The following is a 20,183-nucleotide window of genomic DNA, read 5'->3' as shown; positions in this document are numbered from 1 at the left end:
ATGCGAATCTCCGTCATCGGTTGTGGGTACCTCGGAGCCGTGCACGCCGCGTGCATGGCCGACCTCGGGCACGAGGTCGTCGGCATCGACGTCGACCCCCGCAAGATCGACATGCTCTCGTCGGGCCACGCGCCCTTCTTCGAGCCCGGCCTGCCCGAGGCCCTCCGCCGCGCTCTCGACTCGGGGCGACTGCGGTTCTCGACCGACCCGGCGGACGCCGCGGGTTCGCAGGTCCACTTCGTCGCCGTCGGCACCCCCCAGACGGCGGGCAGCGACGCGGCCGACCTGACGTACGTCGACGCCGCCGTCCAGGGGCTGCTGCCCCACCTCGCCGACGGCGACCTCGTCGTCGGCAAGTCCACCGTTCCCGTGGGCACCGCGAGCCGCCTCGCCGACCTGGTCCGCGCCTCCTCGGGGGCCGAACTGGCCTGGAACCCCGAGTTCCTCCGCGAGGGTTTCGCCGTGGCCGACACCGTCGCTCCCGACCGCTTCGTCTACGGCGTGCCCTCCGGCGACGCCGGTGAGCGCGCGACGGCCGTGCTCGACGAGGTCTACGCGACGGCACTCGCCACGGGCACCCCCCGTCTCGTGACCGGGTACGCGACGGCCGAGCTCGTGAAGGTCTCGGCCAACGCGTTCCTCGCGACGAAGATCTCGTTCATCAACGCGATGGCCGAGATCGCCGAGGCCACCGGAGCCGACGTGACGCAGCTCGCGGACGCCATCGGGCACGACGCCCGCATCGGCCGGCGGCTCCTCAACGCCGGCCTGGGCTTCGGCGGCGGATGCCTGCCGAAGGACATCCGGGCGTTCCGGGCCCGCTCACGCGAGTTGGGGCTCGAGTCCCTCGACTTCCTCGCCGACGTCGACGCCGTGAACCTCCGTCGCCGCGACCGCGTCGTCGACCTCGTGGGCGAGATGCTCGACGAGGTGCGGGGGGCGCGCATCGCCGTGCTGGGTGTGGCGTTCAAGCCCGACAGCGACGACGTCCGCGATTCGCCGGCACTCGACGTCGCCCGCCGACTCCACGCCGCGGGCGCCGACGTGGTCGTCCACGACCCCGAGGCCAACGAGACGGCCGCCCGACTGGCTCCCGACCTCGGCTACGTCGACGACGTCCCCAGCGCGCTCCGCGGCGCCGAGCTCGTCTTGGTCCTCACCGAATGGAAGCAGTTCAAGGCGCTCCGACCGGCCGAGGTCGCCGCGCTGGTCTCGAGTCGTCGCATCGTCGACGCCCGCAACGTGTTCGACCCCGCCGAGTGGCGCGAGGCCGGGTTCGAGTTCCGGGGGCTCGGGCGGCCCTAGCGGGACGCCGGAGCGCGAGGCCCGGCCTCTCGTGCCACAGCCGCTCCTCCTCCGGCAGGTCGACGCCGCCCGACCCGGTGCCACCGATACGATGACCGCATGACGAACCGGGCTCTCATCGCCGTGCTGACCGCCGGGGCCCTGGCCCTCACCCTCGCCGCGTGCACGAGCGACGACGACGACCCGACGCCGACGATGTCGAGCTTCAGCCCGACGGCGACCGCGTCACCCTCGGCGCCCGACACGGGGGCCGAGACGGCTGCCCCCACGGTGCCCGCCGACGACCCGGTCGACACCGTCGAGACACCCGTCCCCGTGCCGACCGACCAGGCGGACGGCTGGACCGACGCCCGCGCCTACGACGCCTGCCGGAACGAGGCCACGAGGTCGCAGGGCGCGGATTACACCTGGAACGACCGCTCGTCGCAGATCCTCGTCCAGGGCTCCGGGGGGCGCACCATCGACGTCGCCGGGCTCTACTCAGGCGGCGACGTGGGGGTCGCCAACGTCACCTACCGGTGCACGGTCGGTGGCACTCCGGACTCACCTCAGCTGAGCGGGACGGTCGTCCGATGACGGCTCTCCGGGTCGGCGTCATCGGCGGAGGCCAGCGGGCCCGCATGATGATCCCGCCCGCCGTCCACCTCGGCATCGAGATCAGCGTCCTCGCCGAGGCCGAGGGCAGTTCGGCCCGGTTGGCCGCGACCCGGGTGGGCGACTACCACGACGTCGACGTCGTCCTCGACTTCGCCCGCACGGTCGACGTGATCACCTTCGACCACGAGCACGTTCCCCAACACGTCCTCGCCGCTCTCGTCGACGCGGGCGTGCGCGTGCACCCCGGGCCGTCCGCGCTGGCCGTCGCGCAAGACAAGATCGTGATGCGTCAGCGGCTCTCCGAGCTCGGACTGCCCGTTCCCGACTGGGCGGCCGTCCACGACGCCACCGAGCTCGAGGCGTTCCTCGCCGACCACGGTGGCCGGGCGGTCGTCAAGACCGCGCGGGGTGGCTACGACGGCAAGGGCGTTCGCGTGGTCTCGGCGGCCCACGACGCCGACGACTGGTTCGGCGCATTGGCCGAGGACGGCAACGGAGGCGCGCTCCTGGTCGAGGAGCTCGTCGAGTTCCGGCGCGAGCTGTCGCAGCTCGTGGCCCGTCGGCCGAGCGGTGACATCGTCCCGTGGCCCCTCGTCGAGACCGTCCAACGCGACGGAGTGTGCTCCGAGGTCTTCGCCCCGGCGCCCTCGAGCGCCGGTCGCCTGGCCGACGTGGCGGACGAGATCGCGCGGACGGTCGCCGGACGGCTCGACGTCACCGGGGTCCTGGCCGTCGAGCTCTTCGAGACGACCGACGACCGCCTGTTGATCAACGAACTCGCCATGCGGCCGCACAACACCGGGCACTGGACGATCGACGGATCGACCACGAGCCAGTTCGAACAGCACCTCCGGGCGGTGCTCGACCTGCCCCTCGGCGACACGGACTGCCACCGTCCCTGGAGCGTCATGCTGAACGTGCTCGGCGGGCCGGCGACGGGGTCGATGGCCGACCGTCTGCCCGCCCTCATGGTCGACCAGCCGGCGGCCAAGGTGCACGACTACGGCAAGGCCCCCCGGCCCGAGCGCAAGGTCGGTCACGTCACCGTGGTCGGCGACGACCTCGACGAGGCCGTCTTCCGGGCGCGCGCCGCTGTCGAGTTCTTCACCGACTGACGGCTATCCTCTAGTCCGTGTCCGACCCGAAGAGCACCGACGTGCGCCCGAACGACCCCGCCGTACCCGCGAAGGTCGCCATCGTCATGGGCTCCGACAGTGACTGGCCCACCATGCAGGGGGCCTCGACCGTCCTGTCCGAGCTGGGCATCCCGCACGAGGTCGACGTCGTCTCGGCCCACCGCACTCCCGACAAGATGATCGCCTTCGGTCGCGATGCCGCCGGCCGCGGACTGTCCGTCATCATCGCCGGGGCCGGGGGAGCCGCGCACCTGCCCGGCATGATCGCGTCGGTCACGACCCTCCCCGTGGTCGGTGTGCCCGTGGCCCTGGCCAAGCTCGACGGCCTGGACTCGCTGCTCTCGATCGTGCAGATGCCGGCCGGCATCCCCGTGGCGACGGTCTCGATCGGCGGCGCGGTGACCGCCGGTCGGCCCGCGGCCCGCCTCCTCGGCTCGCGCGCCCCGGTGGCCGCGGAGCGGCTGGCCCGCCACGCCGAGTCCCTGGCCGAGCTGGTCGAGCAGAAGAACGCCGACCTGCGTCGATCGCTGTGAGCACCTCCCTGCCCGTCCGGCATCCGGACGTCACCTCCGAGCCGTTCATGACGAAGCGGGCGTGGGTGCTCGTCCTGCTGAACGTGGTCGTGCCCGGGTCGGCGCAGGTGCTCGCGGGCAGTCGCCGCCTCGGCCGGTGGGGGCTCGCCTCCACCCTCGTCTTCTGGGCGGTCGCGGTCGTCGTCGTCGTCCTGGCGTTCGCCTTCCGCTCACCCTTGATCGAGATCGCGACCAACGTCGTCGCCCTGACCGTCGTCCAGGTCTTCCTCGCGTACTACGCGGTGCTGTGGGTGGGGCTGACCGTCGACACGCTCCGGTTGGCCCGCATCGTCCGGACGGCCCCTTCGGCCCGGGGCCTCCTCGCCGGAGCGATGGTGCTGTTGATGGTGGTGACCGTCGGACCCGCCGCCTGCGGGGCCTACCTCGCGGGGGTGCAGCACGGTCTGCTCAACAGCTTGTTCACCTCGAGGGCCGACGCCGCGCCTCCTGTCGACGGGCGCTACAACATCATGTTGCTCGGCGGCGACGCCGGGGCCGACCGCACCGGTCTGCGCCCCGACAGCATCTCGGTCGCCAGCATCGACGCCGAGACCGGTGCGACCACCATCGTGGGCATTCCCCGCAACCTGTACGACGCACCCTTCGTCGCGGGGTCGCCGCTCTACGGCGACTACCCCGACGGCTACGACTGCGGCGACGACTGCCTCGTGAGCTTCCTCTACACCTACGGGGAAGAGCACCCCGATCTGTACCCCGACGCCGAGTCGAAGGGCAGCAACCCCGGTGTCGAGGCGATGCGTGATGCGGTCGAGGGAATCACCGGCCTCACGGTGCAGTACTACGCCCTGATCGACATGCAGGGCTTCGTCGACCTCATCGACGCCCTCGGTGGCATCCAGGTGGACGTGCAGCAGCGCATCCCGATCAACGGGGGAGTCGATCGCAACGGCCAGCCGATCAACGTCGACGGTTGGATCGAACCCGGCGAGCAGAAGCTCGACGGTTATCACGCGCTCTGGTACGCGCGAGCGCGGCACGGCACCAGCGACTACGACCGCATGTCTCGTCAGCGCGAGGTGCAGCAGGCGCTGCTCTCGCAGTTCCAGCCGGCGACGGTGCTGTCGAAGTTCCAGGCCGTCGCATCGGCGGGGGTGCAGACCGTCGACACCGACATCCCGCAAGGGGCCCTCGCGGCCTTCGTCGACCTGGCCGCCAAAGCCAAGTCGCAGCAGATCACCAGCCTCGAGCTCGTCCCGCCGACCTACGACAACGTCTACCCCGACTACGACGCGATGCGGGCCGCGGTGGCCCAGGCCACGACCTCGGCTCCCGCACCCTGACGGGCCGTCTGAGCCCGTCTCGCGAGGTCCGTCGCCTGACGGCGCACGCCGACGGGACGAGGAGGCGCGGTGCGGCTCCGCGGGGCGCTCACGTCGCCCCTGGGGCCGCACGGTGGCTCAGAGGGCGGCGTGGAGCTGCCACACCTTGTCGGCCGAGTCCCGCCAACTGAAGGCTCGTGCACGGTCGATCCCGGCGATGCCGAGACGAGTCGAGAGTTCGACGTCGGAGACGACCTGGAACATGGCCTGCGCGAGGCGCTCGGGATAGCCGGCGGCGTCTTCCCGGGCCACGCTGACGGCCGCGTCGGCCGCGACCTCGAGCAGGGCGGGGGCGTCCGAGACGATCGTGGGCGTACCCAGGCTGAAGGCCTCGACGACCGGCAGCCCGAAACCCTCGGCGAGACTGGGGAATACGAAGACCGAAGCCCGCTGCAGCAGCACCGCCAGCTGTTCGTCCGACACGAAGCCCATGGTGCGGACCTTGTCGGCGGGTAGGCCGGCGGCGGCCACGAGGTCGGCCACCTTGACGTCTCCCCACCCCTCGGGTCCGACGATCAGCAACGGCAGGTGGGGGCGTCGGGGTGGGCGAGAGCCTGGATGAGCGGCTCGATGCCCTTGCGTGGTTCGAGCGTGCCGACGCTCAGTGCGTAGCGCTCGGGCAGGTCGAGGGTGTCGGCGACCTCGTCGGCGTCCGCAGGGACGGCGAGCTTGGGACTCACCGCCCCACCGATGACGCGGAGGCGGTCGCCGAAGGGGAAGAGTTCGGCGAGTTCGCGGGCCACGCTGTGGGTCGGCACGACGACCCCGTCGGCGTGCTTGAAAGCGCGCTTGGTCATGGCCTTGTGCCAGCGGACGCCGCGCGGGGTGAGGGTCTCGGGGTGGGTCCACGGGACGGTGTCGTGGATGGTGACGACCGTCTGTGTCCCCGGGTCGAGCGCACGGTCGTGTCGGTAGAGGGGGGCGAACAGGCTGGTCGCGTGGACCATGCCGCGCCCGGGGAGGCCGACGACGCCGCCCTGCCAGGCCAACGCCAATTCGCGGCGACCGAGCGGTGACTTGGCGACGTGGGACAGGCCGGGCAGCAGATCGGTCAACCGGTCGTAGTCGGTCTGCGGATGGGCCGCCACGACCCCCTCGACCTCGCAACCACGGGGAGCGGTCTCGACGAGGGCGCGGGTCAGTTCTTCGGTGTAGCGCCCGATGCCCCCGGGGATGGGAGCCAGGATCTGGTCAACGACTACTCGCAGCGTGGTCATCGGTCTGCAACACTCCCCTGTTCGCGGCTTCGGCCAGCGCTTCTCTCCACGGACGCATCGACGTCAGTCCGGCTCGTGCCCAGGCGTCGTGGCCGAGGACGCTGTAGCTCGGTCGCGGTGCAGGGCGGACGAAGGCCGAGCTGTCCGTCGGGAGCACCCGGGCAGGATCTAGCCCGGCCTCGTCGAAGACGGCCTGGGCGAACTCGAACCAGCTCGCGCTGCCCGAGTTGGTGCCGTGGTACACGCCGGCAGGGGCGTCGGAGTCGAGCAACGCGACGATCTGCGCCGCGAGGTCGGCCGTCCAGGTCGGCTGCCCCAGTTGGTCGTCGACGACCTTGACCGTGTCGTGTGAGGCCGCGAGCTTGACCATGGTCTTGGCGAAGTTGCCCCCGTGGGCGCCGTACAACCACGCCGTGCGCACGACGTAGGTGCCCTCGGGGTTGGCCGCGAGGGCGAGCTTCTCTCCCTCGGCCTTGGTGCGGCCGTAGGCGCTCACCGGCGCGATGGTGGCGTCCTCGGCGTAGGGCTCGGTGGCGTCGCCGTCGAAGACGTAGTCGGTCGAGACCTGGACGAGCTTCGCCCCGACGGAGGCGGTGGCCTCGGCGAGGAGGCCGGCTGCGGTGCCGTTCACGGCCAGCGCGGCCTCTTCGTCGGTCTCGGCCGCGTCGACGGCGGTGTACGCGGCGGCGTTGACGACGACGTCGTGCCCCTGGACGGCGGCGAAGACGGCGTCCCGGTCGGTCACGTCGAGGTCGGCACGGCCGAGCACCGTGACGTCACGCCCGAACAGTGCTTCGAGGAGATCGGTGCCGAGCATGCCCCGGGCCCCGGTGACGAGGTACTTGGAGTTCTGGGCGGCGACCATCAGAGGGTGGCGCGCTCTTTGAGGGGCTGCCACCACTCGCGGTTGTCGCGGTACCACTGGACGACGTCGGCGAGGCCCTTCTCGAAGGGGACCTGGGGCTCGTAGCCGAGCTCGTCGCGGATCTTGGAGATGTCGACGGAGTACCGCAGGTCGTGGCCCAGACGGTCCTGGACACGGTCGACGTAGGACCAGTCCTTGCCGGTGGCCTCGAGCAGCATCTCGGTGAGCTCTTTGTTGGTGAGCTCGGTGCCGCCGCCGATGTTGTAGATCTCGCCCGCGCGGCCGCTGACGAGCACCATCGCGATGCCGCGGGTGTGGTCGTCGACGTGCAGCCAGTCACGGATGTTGTTGCCTTCGCCGTAGAGAGGGACGTGCACGTCGTCGATCAGGTTCGTGACGAAGAGCGGGATGACCTTCTCGGGGAAGTGGTACGGACCGTAGTTGTTGCTGCAGCGCGTGATCGAGACGTTCAGCCCGTGCGTGCGGTGGTAGCTGCGGGCGAGCAGGTCGCTGCCGGCCTTCGAGGCGGAGTAGGGCGAGTTCGGCTCGAGCGGGCGGTCCTCGGCCCACGAGCCCTCGGCGATGGAGCCGTAGACCTCGTCGGTTGAGACGTGGACGAAGCGCTTCAGGTCGTTGCGCAGGGCGGCGTCGAGCAGCTGCTGGGTGCCGAGCACGTTGGTCTCGACGAAGATCGAGGCGTCGCGGACCGAGCGGTCGACGTGTGATTCCGCCGCGAAGTGGACGACGGCGTCGACCTCGGGGAAGAGCGTGTCGAGCAGGGCGCCGTCACGGATGTCGCCCTTGACGAAGGTGTAGCGGGGGGAGTCGGCGACGCTCACCAGGTTGGCCTCGTTGCCCGAGTAGGTGAGCGCGTCGAGGACGACGACCTCGGCCCCTTCGAGGCCCGGGTAGGCGTCTTCGAGCGTGCGGCGGACGAAGTTGGAGCCGATGAAGCCGGCTCCGCCGGTGACGAGGATTTTCACAGTGGTCCCTTGGGTCGATCGCAGGCGGTCGATCCATGGTAGCGGAGGGCGCCTCCCGCCTCTGCTGACCCGCGGCGTGCTCCGTGTCGGGTCGGAGACGTGCGGAACCGGGCAGGCCGGTAGAGTGCCCGGGTGCAGATCCGCGAACTGAAGATCCCAGACAGCTACGAGATCACACCGAAGCAGTTCGGTGACGACCGAGGGGTGTTCCTCGAGTGGTACCGCTTCGACAAACTCGCCGAGGTCGTGGGACACCCCATCGACCTGCGACAGGCGAACACGTCGGTCTCCAAGCGTGGTGTCGTCCGGGGCATCCACTTCGCCGACGTGCCCCTCGGGCAGGCCAAGTACGTGACGGCGACGCACGGGGCCGTGCTCGACTACGTCATCGACATCCGCGTCGGGTCACCGACCTACGGTCAGTGGGACACGGTCCTCCTGGACGACACGGACCGTCGGGCGATCTACATCGCCGAGGGGCTGGGGCATGCTTTCGTCGCGCTCACCGACGACGCGACGGTGAGCTACCTCGTCACCGACACCTTCAATGCCGAGCGAGAGCACGGGATCGATCCCCTCGACAGCGAGATCGGTCTCGTCTTCCCGGCCGAGGCGGGCGAGCCCCTCCTCTCGCCGAAGGACACCGAGGCACCCTCCCTGAGCCAGGCCGCGTCGGCAGGTCTCCTGCCCACGTGGGACGACATGCGGGCGTACTACGCGTCCCTCGACGGAAAGACGGTCTGACGTGAAGGGCATCATCCTCGCCGGGGGCTCCGGCACGCGCCTCTGGCCGATCACCAAGGGCATCTCGAAGCAGCTCATGCCGATCTACGACAAGCCGATGGTCTACTACCCCCTGTCGACGTTGATGATGGCGGGCATCCGCGAGGTCTTGGTCATCACGACGCCGGAGTACAACGATCAGTTCCGTGCCCTGCTCGGCGACGGCTCGCACCTCGGCATGACCATCGATTACGCCGTCCAGCCGTCACCCGACGGTCTCGCTCAGGCGTTCATCATCGGCGAGGACTTCATCGGTGACGACTCGGTCGCGCTGGTCCTCGGCGACAACATCTTCCACGGTGTGGGACTCGGGTCGAATCTGAAGAAGAACGCCGACGTCGAGGGTGCCACCATCTTCGCGTACCACGTCTCCGACCCCAAGGCCTACGGCGTGGTCGAGTTCGACGAGGCCTTCAAGGCGGTCTCCATCGAGGAGAAGCCGGCGGTCCCCAAGAGCAACTACGCCGTCCCGGGGCTCTACTTCTACGACAACCGCATCGTCGAGATCGCCAAGACGATCGAGCCCAGCCCCCGTGGTGAGCTCGAGATCTCGACGGTCAACGAGCGCTACCTCGAGGCCGGCGACTTGCAGGTCCAGGTGCTCGATCGCGGCACGGCCTGGCTCGACACGGGCACCTTCGAGTCGATGATGCAGGCGTCCGAGTACGTCCGGGTCATCGAAGACCGTCAAGGGCACAAGATCGGCTGCATCGAGGAGATCGCCTGGCGCAACGGGTGGATCGACGACGAGCACCTCGCCGACCTGGCGGCGCCGCTGGCGAAGAGCGGCTACGGCGTCTACCTGCAGAACCTCCTGGCCGTCTGACCGGCGATGGACCTCGCTGACCTCCTCGGCCGCGCGACCCTCGAGGTCGAGACGGCCGCCGAGCGGGTGGGTCGTCTCGAAGCCCGCGTGCGTGAGCTCGAAGCCGAGTTGGATGCGGAGCTGACCCGACGTCGGAGGTCATGGCGTCGGCTGTTCCGCCGATGACCCCGGTGGGCACGAGAGGTGACGGTCGCCTCCTGGCCGTCTTCCCTCACTACCCCGACAATCCGTGGCACGAGATGGTCTACCTCGGCTTGCGCGGACGGGGGGATCGCGTGTCCGGAGTCGGGCCCTTCTTCTCCGTCGGCGAACTGACCGCGCAGCTCGGAGGCGAGCTGCCCGACACCGTGCACCTGGGGTGGTCGACGCCTGTGACGCAGGTCGTACCGGACGTCGTGGCCTCGATGCAGCGGGTCCTGCGCTTCGTGGACACCGTGCGCGAACTGAGGGCCCTGGGCGTCCGCGTCGTCTGGACCGTCCACAACGTCGTGTCGCACGAGTCCCACCACGTGACACCGGAGCTGGCGTTCCACCGTCTCCTCGCCGAGACGGTCGATGCCGTTCACGTCATGAATCCCGGAACGGTCGACATCGTCGCGCCCCTGTACGTCCTCCCCGTCGAGAAAGTCGTCCGCATTCCGCATCCGAGCTATGCGGTCGAACCGGACGGGGCAGGGGCGGGTTCGGCGACGGTGGGGACGGTGCGCCTGCTGGCGTTCGGCGAGGTCCGACCGTACAAGGGCATCCTCGAGTTCGCGCGACTCGTCGACCGGGCACGTCGAGCCGGCCTCGACGTCGAGCTCGACGTGGTCGGACGTGTCGGCGGGACTCTCTCCGAGGACGACGTGCGCGAACAGCTCGAGCGATGCGACGGGGTGCGGTTCGAACCCGGGTACGTCGAACCGACCCGGGTGCCGAGCGTGTTCGGTCGGGCCGACGCCCTCGTCCTCCCGTACGACGGAGGCCTCAACAGCGGAGTGGCCCTGCTCGCCGCCTCCTACGGTGTGCCCGTGCTCATCGGTGGGTCTCTTCGCGCCACCTGGCCCTTGGAACCGACGTGGCAACTCCCGCTCTGGGCCGTGCAGGGCGACGACGGCGACGACCTGCACTCTCTGCGCGATGCCGTCGAGCGAGTGCACCGAGAGCACGGAGCGCTCCGGGAGTCCGCCCTGGCCGCGGCGCGGGAACGGTCACCGATATCCCTGGCCGGTCGCTACGCCGACCTGTTCCTGCCGCGGGAGGGCTAGCGCGGTCGTGCCCTTCAGTCGGAACGCTTCCGTCCTCCTCGCGTCCTCTCGCTGACGGCATCGACGAGCCGGACCACGCGCCGGGCTTTCTGCGCAGAGAGCTCGCCTTCGACCTGCCGGAGGCGGACCTCGAGGGCCTCGACGGCTCGCCTCAGCTCGTGCTCCGCCGCCTCGGCCTCACGGTCTCGTCGTTCGAAGGCTCGATCGCGAGACACCAGGGCACGGCCGGCGTCGGACGCGACCGTGGCGAGGCGACCGTCCAGGGGAGACTCCTCGGTGCCGCTACTCAGTCCGAGCCCGTACAGCTCGTCCCGCAGGAAGGTGTCCTCGACGAGTCCTGACCGAACGGCCGCGTCGGCGTCGAGGTGTCTCGCTGCCGCGTAAGGGAGCAGGGTCCCTTCCTTCAGGCGGAGGAAGTCCCGCATACCGTGGTGGTTCGGACTGGGGTTCAGATCCGGGTTGGCCTGGTATCCCGCTCCTGCCATGGCGACCTTGCGCTCGACCTGCCGCCACGACCGCCAGGGGAGGTGCAGGACCTCGAGCTCCAGTCCCGGTGGGGGAGATCCTTTGCTCTCGATCGTGACGATGTGATTGCCCTGCGCGACGACGACGTCGGCAGATCCGACGTGGACGGCATTGTGGGTGGGATGCGCCAGCAGCCCGGCGGCCGCAAGATCCTCGGACGATCGATCGTCTCGCCACACGAGCCGATCGAATCCGGCCCCCGACTCGGCGAGGGGGCCGATCAAGTTGACGACCGGCACGGTGAACGATCGGATCGCCGGGTCGAGTCGGGTGAAGACGTCCTTCAGAGTGAGGGTCCGGTCGACGGGTACGAGGAACTCGTCGGCGTCGGCGTTGACGACCCAGTCCGCCCCGTGCAGAACGGCCGCATCCCGAGCCATCTGTGTGACGACTGTGCCCTGCTGCTTCCGGTGGACGGGGTCGTGGAGGAGCACGAGGTGCCCCGCGTCCGCGTGAGTCTGGAGGGCTTCCCTCGTGCCGTCTTCCGACGCGTTGTCGGTGACGATGATGACATCGACACCCTGCGCGCGATGGTGTCCGACCCAGGCGTCGATCAGATCGATCTCGTCTCGGACCATCGCGGTGACGGCGAGGATCATGGTTGCTCCTTCGGGGGATGGGGTGGCCAGGACCCGTCGGGGGGACCTGGTGTGACCGATGACGGGTTCTCGGAGGTCACCGACCGGGGCCGACGCGAGCGCGCACGGCGAGGCCGACCCGCAGGGCCAGCCTGAGCGGAGCCAGCACGACGCCCGGATACTTCTTCGCCAGGAACCGGTAGGCGCTCCGGTGATGCGCTCGACGCATGGCCGACGATGAGGACTGCGTCGAGTGTGCGCCGACGTGCACGACCTGGGCGGCGGGTTCCAAGACGTTGGAGTACCCGAGGCGCCCGAGCCTCCAACCCAGATCGACGTCCTCGAAGTACATGAAGAAGGATTCGTCGAATCCTTCGAGCTCGTCGAAGACCTCACGCCGGACGAGGAGGCAGGCCCCCGAGAGCCAGCCGGTGGTCCGACGGACCGAGGTCTCACCGTCGCGGTGGTACGAGCGTGTCCACGGGTTCTCGGGCCACACGTTGGCGAAGAGGGCGTGACCGAGTCCGGTCCGCAGCGACGGGATGCGACGCGCCGACGGATAGACCTCTCCGTCGACCTCCCGGACGACAGGGCCCACGGCCCCTATCTCGGCGTCTCGTTCCGCGGTCAGCACCAGTGTGTCGACGACACCCGGAGTCAAGACGACGTCAGGGTTCGAAATGAGGAGCCAGCGAACGCTGTCGGGCATGTGACGGGCTGCGTGGTTGACCGCTGACCCGTAGCCGCGGTTTCCCCCGACCGGGAGGAAGATCGCGCCGTGCTTCTCGGTCTCGGCACGCGCCTCGCTCTCGTCGGCGGACGAGTTGTCGGCCACGAGCACGATGACCGTTCCGGGGTGTTCCGAGGCTTCCAGCGTCGAGTCGAGGAAGTCGGCCAGGTAGCGACCGGAGTTGTAGCTCACGGTCACGATCGCGACCGTGGGGTCAGTGTTCTGGTTCATTCTCGTTCTCGACCGTTTTCGCCCGAGGCAGCCCCGTCGCTCACTGCCCGGTAGGCAGCATGGTGGACGACGGCGCAGGCGGCCCAGGTGAAGAGTTTGGCACGACCTACGGCTCGTCCACGGAGCGCCGCTCCGCCGTCCCTGTCGGTCAGGGCTTCCGTCATCGCGGTCGTCAACGAACCCTCTACGGGTTCGGCGTAGATCACCGCGTCCCCTCCTACCTCGGGAAGGGCCGTGCGGTCGGTCGTCAGGACGAGTGCTCCGGTGGACATGGCCTCGAGCACGGGGAGACCGAATCCTTCTGCGCTGCTCGGGTAGACGACGAGGGATGCTCCACCGAGGAAGGGGGACAGGTCGTCGAGAGGGAGGTACCCCAGGTAGCGGAGGGTTCCACCGACGACGTCTCCGGCCTCCTCCAGGCGCCGGGAGGCCTCGACGTCCCATCCGAGTCCTCCCGCCACGAGGAGTGGCGGCGTCGTCGCGTCACGTTGCGTCATGGCTTCATGGGCGGCGATGAGAGGGCCCACGTTCTTGCGTGGCTCGACGGTCCCCAGGAAGGCGATCCACCCCACGCGTGGGTCGAGGCCTAGCCGTGCGGCGAAGGCCCGGACCGATTCGTCCGACGGAGGGCGGAAGACTACGGGGTCGACACCGTGATGGGCCACGTCTACGGGGCCGTGGGCCGCTCTAGCGTACTGAGCCAGTTCTCGGGACGTCGCGTCACTCGGCGCGATGGACCGTGCGGCGAGCCTCCGCCCGAGCGCGATCCACGTGCGGAAGAACAGGCCCTTGACGCGTCCGTGGTCCTCGGGGGCGGAGAAGAAGGTTCCGTCGTGGACGGTGACGACGGTCCGCCGAGCCGCAGCGAGAGCGAAGGTGTAATGAGGCGAGTGGATGACGTCGACGCCGTGGCGTCGCGCCAGTCGCGGAAGTCCCCACTGTTCCCAGACGAGTCGGAGCGGTCGACTGGTCAACCAGGGCGGTGAGGTGACGTAGTCGTGCCGGGGGGCTTGTCCACTCAGCCACGCGAGGTCCTCGGGCTTGACCACCACGAGGACCGGTGCCTCGATCTCGCTGAGGCCGACGAGCAGGCCCGCGAGGTAACGCGCAACGCCTCCACGCGTAGGCGGGAGGGACGTGGCGTCGACGAGGACTCTGGGGCGTTCCACGAGTCGATCAGTCCATTTCACGTGCCACGGCATCGACTCGTACCACGCCGCTGCCTCGGTCGTCGTCGGACATGACGAACCGTGCAGCCTGGCGACGGATGGCGATGTGTGATCCGTCCGGTTCGGCGAAGAACGCGTGGACGAAGAACTGCCCGGCACCGAAGCTGACATCGCGGAGTCGGTACTCGACGGACGCCGTCCCGTCCAGCGGCTCGTGGACCAGACCGAGCATCCGGCTGTCCGTGCCGTAGACCTGCGTGCCCAGGGTGGTCTCGATCTTCAGGCCCGAATGCCACGCGGGGAGCAGTGTCGAATGCGAGTACGTCATCGTGACCACGAGGGTGTCACCGGGCTGGAATTCCTCCCCCGGGGCACGACCCTCGGCATGGATCTCCGCTTCGAGGACTCGACCCGGCGAGGGATCCTCGTCGGGTTCCGCCTCGGCCGCCTCGGCGACCCGACGGCCCTCGAGGATGTCCCGGAAGTTCTTCACCGCGTCGGCGGCACTGCCCTGGAACTTGACCTCGCCTTGCGACAGGACGACGGCCATGTCGCACATCTCCTGCACCTGCCCCAGGGAGTGGCTCACGAGGATGATCGTGCGACCCTGCTGCTGGAACTCCCTGATCTTGTCCAGGCACTTGCGCTGGAAGGCCTCGTCACCGACGGCAAGGACCTCGTCGACGAGGAGGACGTCCGGGTCGGTGTGGACGGCGACGGCGAAGGCCAGCCGCACGTACATGCCCGACGAATAGAACTTGACCTGGGTGTCGATGAAGTCGCCGATCCCGCTGAACTGCAGGATGTCGTCGAAGCGTTCTTCGGTCTCTGCCTGGCTGAGTCCGAGGATCGCGGCATTGAGGTAGACGTTCTCCCGACCGGTGAGGTCGGGGTGGAACCCGGCCCCGAGCTCGAGCAGCGCCGCGAGACGTCCGCGACGGGTGATCGTGCCCGTCGTCGGTTCGATGATGCCGCCGATGGCCTTGAGCAAGGTGCTCTTGCCCGAGCCGTTGGGCCCGAGGAGGCCGATCGTGACACCTGCGGGGATGTCGAGGGTGACGTCCTTGAGCGCCCAGAAGGCCTCGCTGTGGCGACGTCCCGCACGTCCGAGGGTCACGAGACGCTCTTTGAGGGAGTTGTCCTTGCGGATGACGAATTTCTTCGAGACCCCCTGGACCGAGACCACGGTCGGCGCGGACGTGGGAGGCATGAGGGAATTCGTCCCCCGGCTGTCGTGCGTGATGATGTCGTCCATTCGGGTCAGAGCTCCTGCGCGAAGTTGCCTTGGAGCTTCGCGAACACGCGCTGGAAGAGCACGACCAGGATCAGGCCGATCACCGCCGCGACACCCATTCGCAGCAGGAGGTCGTCCGGATAGTGTTCGTCACCACCGGCCGTCCAGAACGCCCGGTGGAAACCGAGCACGGCGAGGGTGATGGGATTGTCCGTGTAGAGGCCCAGGAGCCACGACCAGCGGCCCTCGAGCTTCTCGCTCACCATCGTCCAGGCGTAGACGATGGGGGAGGCCCACATGGCCAACATGAGCAGCACCTCGACGAGGTACTGCATGTCCCGGAGGTAGACGTTCGCCGCTGCCAGCAGCAGCCCGAAGGCCGTCCCGTAGATCAGGATGACGATGACGGAGGGGAAGAAGTAGAGCAGCTCGACGTGCCAGGGGAAGGACCCCGTGACAGCGGTCGCCGCGAGGAGCACGACGAGCTGGATGCCGAAGTTGAAGAGCGCGGACCCGATGCTCGCCAGCGGATAGATCTCTCGCGGGACGTAGACCTTCTTGATGAGCCCGGCGTTGCTGACCACCGAGGACGTGCTTCCCGCGATCATCTCGGAGAACAGTCCGTAGATCGTGAGGCCGGCGAAGACATAGACCGCGAACCCGGGGATGTTCCGGGCCGCGCCGAGGACTTGGCCGAGGATCACGTAGTAGATCAGCAGTTGCGTGATGGGCCGGATGAGAGTCCACACGAAGCCGAGCGCGCTGTCCTTGTAGCGGGACTTCAGGTCGCGTCGGATGAGCAGATCGAGCAGCTGCCGGTGGGCGAAGATCTCACGGACGATGCCGAACGCACCCGAGAACCCGGAGGAGGGCTGCCCGGCGACGACCATGGGCTCGTCCGCGAGACGGGCGAACCGCTGGGAAGGTGTCGTGGTGCCGGGTGTCGTTGTGGTCATGCGGGTTACCTCTTCGATCGGAAAACTGGAGAACTATAACCCGCACGGGCTCGACGGCTCCGGGGCGTCCCGGAGGCGAGGGTCCTCACTTGCCGTACTTGCTGGCCCGTGTGGTGGCGAGACGGTTCTTCACCTTGTCGCGGAGCACGTCGATGCCGCCCCCGTGGGTGACGTAGTGACGGGCGAGGGCCACGTCCCGGCGGATGCCGTGACGGCTGTTGGCGATCCGGTGGAACTTCTCCTCAGCGGTGAGAGCCGACGCGGCCCTGACCTTGCGACCGACGGATCCGTCGGGAGCGTCATCGCTCCGGTCGGGCGCGACCCACGGGTCCTTGCAGAATTCGACGAGAGGGGCGAGGGCTTTCTCCCAGGTGAAGTCCTGCGCCACACGGGTGACGGCCTCTCGCGAAGAGGCGATGGCGGCGGGGTCGTACAGCACGGTCTCGAGGGCGTCAGCCAGGGCCTCGACGTCTCGCTCGGCCACGGACACGCCCATGCCCTCGGCGCCCACGAGATCGCCGAAGCTGTCGCCGCGCGTCGTGACGATCGGGAGGCCAGCCCACATGTAGTCGAGGATGCGAGTGCGGAACGAGAACGTGGTCTCGATGTGGTCGTAGTGGGTGCTGACGCCGGCGTCGGCTTCGAGGAGGTAGTTCTGGCGGTCCTCGAGCTGGACCCACTGCTCGTTGAAGAACACGTTCTTGCCTGCGACGCCGAGGCGGGCGGCGAGCTCGCGGGTCTTCGCCACGATCGCCATCTCGGGTACGTCGGGGTTCGGGTGCGCGACGCCGAGGAAGAACAGTCGGACGTCGGGCCTGCGTTCGGCGAGCAGGGCGATCGCCCGGACCAGGGTCATGGTGTCGAACCAGTTGTAGATCCCCCCGCCCCAGATCACGACTTTGTCGTCTTCGCCGATGCCGTCCACGACCCCCCTGATGGCTCGTCGCTCGTGGACCGGGGGAGTGCTGTCCATGCCGAACGGCGCGATCGCGATGAGTTTTTCGAGGTTCTCGTCGGCTGCGTAGTTCTCCGGGTTGATGCGCCCGAGCCCGGCGAGCTGGCCCAGCCAGAAGAGGCGCTGGCGCTCGGAGGCGCAGAGGAAGAAGTCGGCGCGCAGCAGCTGCTCGTTGAGCACCTCGGTCGCCGAGGCGACCTGGTTCTTCCATTGCGCAAGTCCCCATTCGCGGCCCTGCTCGAGCTGTTCGAGGTGCATGGGGTCGTAGAGGTCAGCGACCATGATCTTCGTGGACCGCTTGAGGGTCTGGAAGTGGTGCAGCGCGTGGCCCTGGAACACGATGACGTCGGCCCACTTCTCGTGCTGGCGCATCTCGTGCTCGTTCTGCAGCCGTACCCGCTCGACCTCGAACGTGTCCGAGCTCCGGTTGGCCACGTTCCAGGTCAGGAGACGGACGTCGTTGTGCTCGGAGAGCGCCTCGCTGATCTTCCAGGCGCGCATGGCGGGCCCCGCCATCTTGGCGCCGATCGCGTCTCCGGTGATGACGAGCACCCGACGTCGCTGGGTGTGCTCCTCGATCTCGAACGCGTCGACGATGTTCCGGAAGCCCTCGAGGTAATAGGGGTCACCGAACAGCGGCTTCAGGATGTCGCCGAAGAGCCGGAACACGTCGGCGTCCGTCTTGGTGCGCCGTGCCTGGAGGTCGTCCCGGGTCTCCTGGAGCGACGGGAGCTCCTTGACGAACTGGTCGAGGGCGAAGAGGCCGGCGACCGTGTCCTTGGCAACCGGGGTGTCCCGGTCGAACTCGTCCGCGGCTCCGACGAAACGTCTGATGTCGAAGGACTCCGAGTCGAGGCCGCTCTTGGCCACCGCTCGACGGGCGAGGAGGGCCAGTGCCCCGGGCAAGAACTTGGAGAGGCTCTCGTCACCGAGGTTCTTGAACATGAGCATCAGGGCGTTCCGCTCGAGGAGGTACATCTCGCGGTACTCGCCGAAGCTCTTCATGGAGCCGTGATGCTTGTGGTACACGACCGACGCCGGCGCGAAGCGCACCCGGTACCCGAGGATGTTTAGACGCCAACCCAGGTCGACGTCGTCGTAGAACATGAACAGCCGCTCGTCGAAGCCACCCACCTCGAGGAACACGGACTTGCGGACGAACAGGGCGGAGCCCGTGCCGAACAGGAGGTCCCGGGGGGTGTCGAACTCACCCGTGTCGATCTCGGTGACCCGGTCCTTATAGCCCATGCCGAACCAGGTGAGGCTGCCTTGGACGAAGTCGATGGCCTTGCCGTCCCAGTCGAGGACCTTGCTGCCGACGGCGGCGACCTTGGGACTGACGTTGAACTGCGCGAGGGCTTCGCGAATCCACCCCGTGCCCGGCTTCGAGTCGTTGTTGAGGAACGCCACGTACTCGCCGCGAGCCCGTCGGGCCCCGAGGTTGCTGCCACCCGTGAACCCCAGGTTCTCGTCCGAGACGATGATCGTCACGTTCTCTTGCTCGCCCAGCGTCGCCGTCAGCCTGGCGGTGCTGTCGTCACCGGAACCGTTCTCGACGATCAGGATCTCGAGTTGTGCCGCTGGCCAGTCGACGTCGTTCAGGCGGGCGACGCACTCGAGCGTGTCGTCCGTTCCTCGGAAGTTGACGATGACGACGGAGACGACGCTCGACGTGGAAACTGGCAAGACGGGGACTCCAAGACGACGAATGACGATGGGTGCGAACCTGATCCGGGCGGACCCAACTATAACGAGCACGCTCCTGCGCAGGTCCCTGACAGACTACCGGCATGGAGAGCACCGTCATCGTGGTCAACTGGCGGCAACCCGACTTGACCAGGAGGTGCCTGGAGTCCCTGTTCGCGCAGGCGGGCCCTGCGACCGAGGTGGTCCTCGTCGAGAACGAGGCCTCGCCGGGTGCCCGAGCCGGGTGGGAGTCCGAGTTCTCCGGTCTCGTCGTCGTGGCCGTGCCCCGCAACCTCGGCTTCGCCGGCGGGGTCGCCCGCGGCCTCGACGTCGCCTCGGGCGACGTGATCGTCCTGGTCAACAACGATGCGGTCGCCGGCCCGGGATTCCTCGAGATCGGAACGGAGCGCCTCCTCGAAGGCCCGACGGAGGTGGCTGCCGTGGCCGCGACGGTCCTGCTCCAAGGCGGGTTCCGACCCGCGGCACCCGACGACGACCCGGAGCACGTGCTGGTGGGGAACGCCGGAGCCCGATGGGTCCGGTCGGAGCGGGGCGGCACCACGTTGATCAACGGGACGGGGGTCGAGCTCACCGCGGACGGGAACGGCCACGATCGTGACTGGCTCGTCCCGGCTCCTCCGGACGGGCCTCCGGCCCACTCCGAACCGCCGTTCGGGTTCTCGGGGGGCGCGGCCTTCATCCGCCGGCGTGCCCTCGACGAGGTCGGCGGCTTCGACGAGTCCCTCTTCATGTATTACGAGGACCTCGACCTCGCCTGGCGCCTCCGTCTCGCGGGGCACGAGATCGTGCACGCGGAGGACGCGACGACCATCCACGTCCACGCGGGCAGCTCGAGCAGCAGTGGTTCCCTCGTGCGGTACCAGAGCATGCGGAACAGGTTGGCTGTCGTCGTCCGCAACGGCAGCCTGCCGATGGTCAGCCGCGTCGTCGCACGGACCGTCGGAAAGTGCGTCACCGACCTGCTGTCCACCCCGCGGCAGCGCCAACTCGAGCCACGCGACTGGGTTAGGCTCTGGTCGGAGGCGCCACGCCTGGTGGTCGGTGCGCTGAGGTCGCGACGCCGGGACGGGGTCGGGTCTCGAGACCGCGTCCGGGTCGAGTCACTGCTGCGACGCTAGGGCCGGTGCTCGTCGGTCAGCCCCCCTTGGGGGGCGTGGACGTCCCCTTCAGCCCCTGACAGGGGGACAAGTTCACGTTATGGTCGTTGCAGCGGCCTCGGATCACTGC

At 68.8% G+C, this 20,183-nt stretch carries 20 protein-coding genes; 10 read left to right on the top strand and 10 right to left on the bottom strand.

All coding sequences use genetic code 11. The features are described 5' to 3' along the window. The 5 genes from AEQ27_RS10610 (at position 1) to AEQ27_RS10590 (ending at position 4,911) form a co-directional block, all read left to right on the top strand. The gene (locus tag AEQ27_RS10610; protein ID WP_054146737.1) at positions 1 to 1,305 is read left to right on the top strand and encodes a UDP-glucose/GDP-mannose dehydrogenase family protein; all 1,305 of its coding nucleotides are present in this window, start codon (positions 1 to 3) and stop codon (positions 1,303 to 1,305) included. Positions 1,306 to 1,404: 99 nt separating this feature from the next. Further along, complete coding sequence (locus AEQ27_RS18080) at positions 1,405 to 1,881, top strand: hypothetical protein (protein ID WP_054146628.1); 477 nt, start codon at positions 1,405 to 1,407, stop codon at positions 1,879 to 1,881. Then, positions 1,878 to 3,017, top strand: a complete 1,140-nt coding sequence (locus AEQ27_RS10600; RefSeq protein WP_054146627.1) for a 5-(carboxyamino)imidazole ribonucleotide synthase — start codon at positions 1,878 to 1,880, stop codon at positions 3,015 to 3,017. Before AEQ27_RS18080 ends, AEQ27_RS10600 begins: the two co-directional genes overlap by 4 nt. Positions 3,018 to 3,034: 17 nt before the next feature. Then, positions 3,035 to 3,571 carry a 5-(carboxyamino)imidazole ribonucleotide mutase gene (gene purE / locus AEQ27_RS10595; protein ID WP_255349763.1) on the top strand — a complete coding sequence of 179 codons (537 nt, stop codon included), beginning with the start codon at positions 3,035 to 3,037 and terminating at the stop codon, positions 3,569 to 3,571. Further along, complete coding sequence (locus AEQ27_RS10590; RefSeq protein ID WP_054146626.1) at positions 3,568 to 4,911, top strand: LCP family protein; 1,344 nt, start codon at positions 3,568 to 3,570, stop codon at positions 4,909 to 4,911. Before purE ends, AEQ27_RS10590 begins: the two co-directional genes overlap by 4 nt. Positions 4,912 to 5,028: 117 nt before the next feature. Here the strand turns inward: AEQ27_RS10590 and AEQ27_RS18360 are convergent, their stop codons facing one another. The 4 genes from AEQ27_RS18360 to rfbB are packed head-to-tail and all read right to left on the bottom strand — an operon-like array spanning position 5,029 to position 8,015. Next, positions 5,029 to 5,472 (bottom strand): glycosyltransferase, encoded by a 444-nt coding sequence (locus AEQ27_RS18360; RefSeq protein WP_369813634.1) that lies wholly within the window; start codon positions 5,470 to 5,472, stop codon positions 5,029 to 5,031. After that, positions 5,466 to 6,167, bottom strand: a complete 702-nt coding sequence (locus AEQ27_RS18355) for a glycosyltransferase (protein WP_235451058.1) — start codon at positions 6,165 to 6,167, stop codon at positions 5,466 to 5,468. Before AEQ27_RS18355 ends, AEQ27_RS18360 begins: the two co-directional genes overlap by 7 nt. Further along, on the bottom strand, positions 6,142 to 7,032 hold the full coding sequence (rfbD, locus tag AEQ27_RS10580) for a dTDP-4-dehydrorhamnose reductase (RefSeq protein WP_054146625.1): 891 nt from the start codon (positions 7,030 to 7,032) through the stop codon (positions 6,142 to 6,144). Before rfbD ends, AEQ27_RS18355 begins: the two co-directional genes overlap by 26 nt. Next, positions 7,032 to 8,015, bottom strand: coding sequence for a dTDP-glucose 4,6-dehydratase (gene rfbB / locus AEQ27_RS10575; RefSeq protein WP_054146624.1), 984 nt, complete (start codon positions 8,013 to 8,015; stop codon positions 7,032 to 7,034). Before rfbB ends, rfbD begins: the two co-directional genes overlap by 1 nt. A gap of 132 nt (positions 8,016 to 8,147) precedes the next feature. Between rfbB and AEQ27_RS10570 the strand changes: the two genes are divergently transcribed. The 4 genes from AEQ27_RS10570 to AEQ27_RS10560 all read left to right on the top strand — a co-directional run bounded on the left by AEQ27_RS10570 (position 8,148) and on the right by AEQ27_RS10560 (position 10,871). Next, positions 8,148 to 8,759, top strand: a complete 612-nt coding sequence (locus tag AEQ27_RS10570) for a dTDP-4-dehydrorhamnose 3,5-epimerase family protein (RefSeq protein WP_054146623.1) — start codon at positions 8,148 to 8,150, stop codon at positions 8,757 to 8,759. A gap of 1 nt (position 8,760) precedes the next feature. Beyond that, positions 8,761 to 9,624, top strand: a complete 864-nt coding sequence (gene rfbA / locus AEQ27_RS10565) for a glucose-1-phosphate thymidylyltransferase RfbA (protein ID WP_054146622.1) — start codon at positions 8,761 to 8,763, stop codon at positions 9,622 to 9,624. 6 nt (positions 9,625 to 9,630) lie between these two features. After that, positions 9,631 to 9,789: a hypothetical protein gene (locus AEQ27_RS17830; protein WP_161805534.1), complete on the top strand. Its 159-nt coding sequence runs from the start codon at positions 9,631 to 9,633 to the stop codon at positions 9,787 to 9,789. Positions 9,790 to 9,899: 110 nt separating this feature from the next. Beyond that, positions 9,900 to 10,871 (top strand): glycosyltransferase, encoded by a 972-nt coding sequence (locus tag AEQ27_RS10560; RefSeq protein ID WP_152970314.1) that lies wholly within the window; start codon positions 9,900 to 9,902, stop codon positions 10,869 to 10,871. Between the two features lie 14 nt (positions 10,872 to 10,885). Here AEQ27_RS10560 and AEQ27_RS10555 read toward each other — a convergent pair whose 3' ends face one another. The 6 genes from AEQ27_RS10555 to AEQ27_RS10530 form a co-directional block, all read right to left on the bottom strand. Further along, positions 10,886 to 11,995: a glycosyltransferase family 2 protein gene (locus AEQ27_RS10555; RefSeq protein WP_054146620.1), complete on the bottom strand. Its 1,110-nt coding sequence runs from the start codon at positions 11,993 to 11,995 to the stop codon at positions 10,886 to 10,888. Between the two features lie 76 nt (positions 11,996 to 12,071). Then, entirely contained in the window at positions 12,072 to 12,935 is an 864-nt protein-coding gene (locus AEQ27_RS10550; RefSeq protein ID WP_054146619.1) for a glycosyltransferase family 2 protein, read from the bottom strand. After that, positions 12,932 to 14,104 carry a glycosyltransferase family 1 protein gene (locus tag AEQ27_RS17290; RefSeq protein ID WP_054146618.1) on the bottom strand — a complete coding sequence of 391 codons (1,173 nt, stop codon included), beginning with the start codon at positions 14,102 to 14,104 and terminating at the stop codon, positions 12,932 to 12,934. Before AEQ27_RS17290 ends, AEQ27_RS10550 begins: the two co-directional genes overlap by 4 nt. Positions 14,105 to 14,111: 7 nt before the next feature. Further along, positions 14,112 to 15,314, bottom strand: coding sequence for an ABC transporter ATP-binding protein (locus AEQ27_RS10540; RefSeq protein WP_152970312.1), 1,203 nt, complete (start codon positions 15,312 to 15,314; stop codon positions 14,112 to 14,114). Between the two features lie 50 nt (positions 15,315 to 15,364). Continuing rightward, a complete protein-coding gene (locus AEQ27_RS10535) occupies positions 15,365 to 16,294 on the bottom strand; it encodes an ABC transporter permease (protein WP_054146616.1) in 930 nt (309 codons plus the stop codon). A gap of 85 nt (positions 16,295 to 16,379) precedes the next feature. Beyond that, the gene (locus AEQ27_RS10530) at positions 16,380 to 18,935 is read right to left on the bottom strand and encodes a glycosyltransferase (RefSeq protein ID WP_054146615.1); all 2,556 of its coding nucleotides are present in this window, start codon (positions 18,933 to 18,935) and stop codon (positions 16,380 to 16,382) included. Between the two features lie 104 nt (positions 18,936 to 19,039). Here AEQ27_RS10530 and AEQ27_RS10525 point away from each other — a divergent pair, with 104 nt between their 5' ends. Then, positions 19,040 to 20,074: a glycosyltransferase family 2 protein gene (locus AEQ27_RS10525; RefSeq protein WP_054146614.1), complete on the top strand. Its 1,035-nt coding sequence runs from the start codon at positions 19,040 to 19,042 to the stop codon at positions 20,072 to 20,074. Positions 20,075 to 20,183 lie beyond the last annotated feature (109 nt).

It is taken from the genome of Frigoribacterium sp. RIT-PI-h, assembly GCF_001297205.1.
In the GTDB taxonomy this organism is placed as follows: Bacteria; Actinomycetota; Actinomycetes; order Actinomycetales; family Microbacteriaceae; genus Frigoribacterium.
Note: the sequence above shows the minus strand (reverse complement) of the source record. Positions and strands in the feature narration are given on the sequence as shown.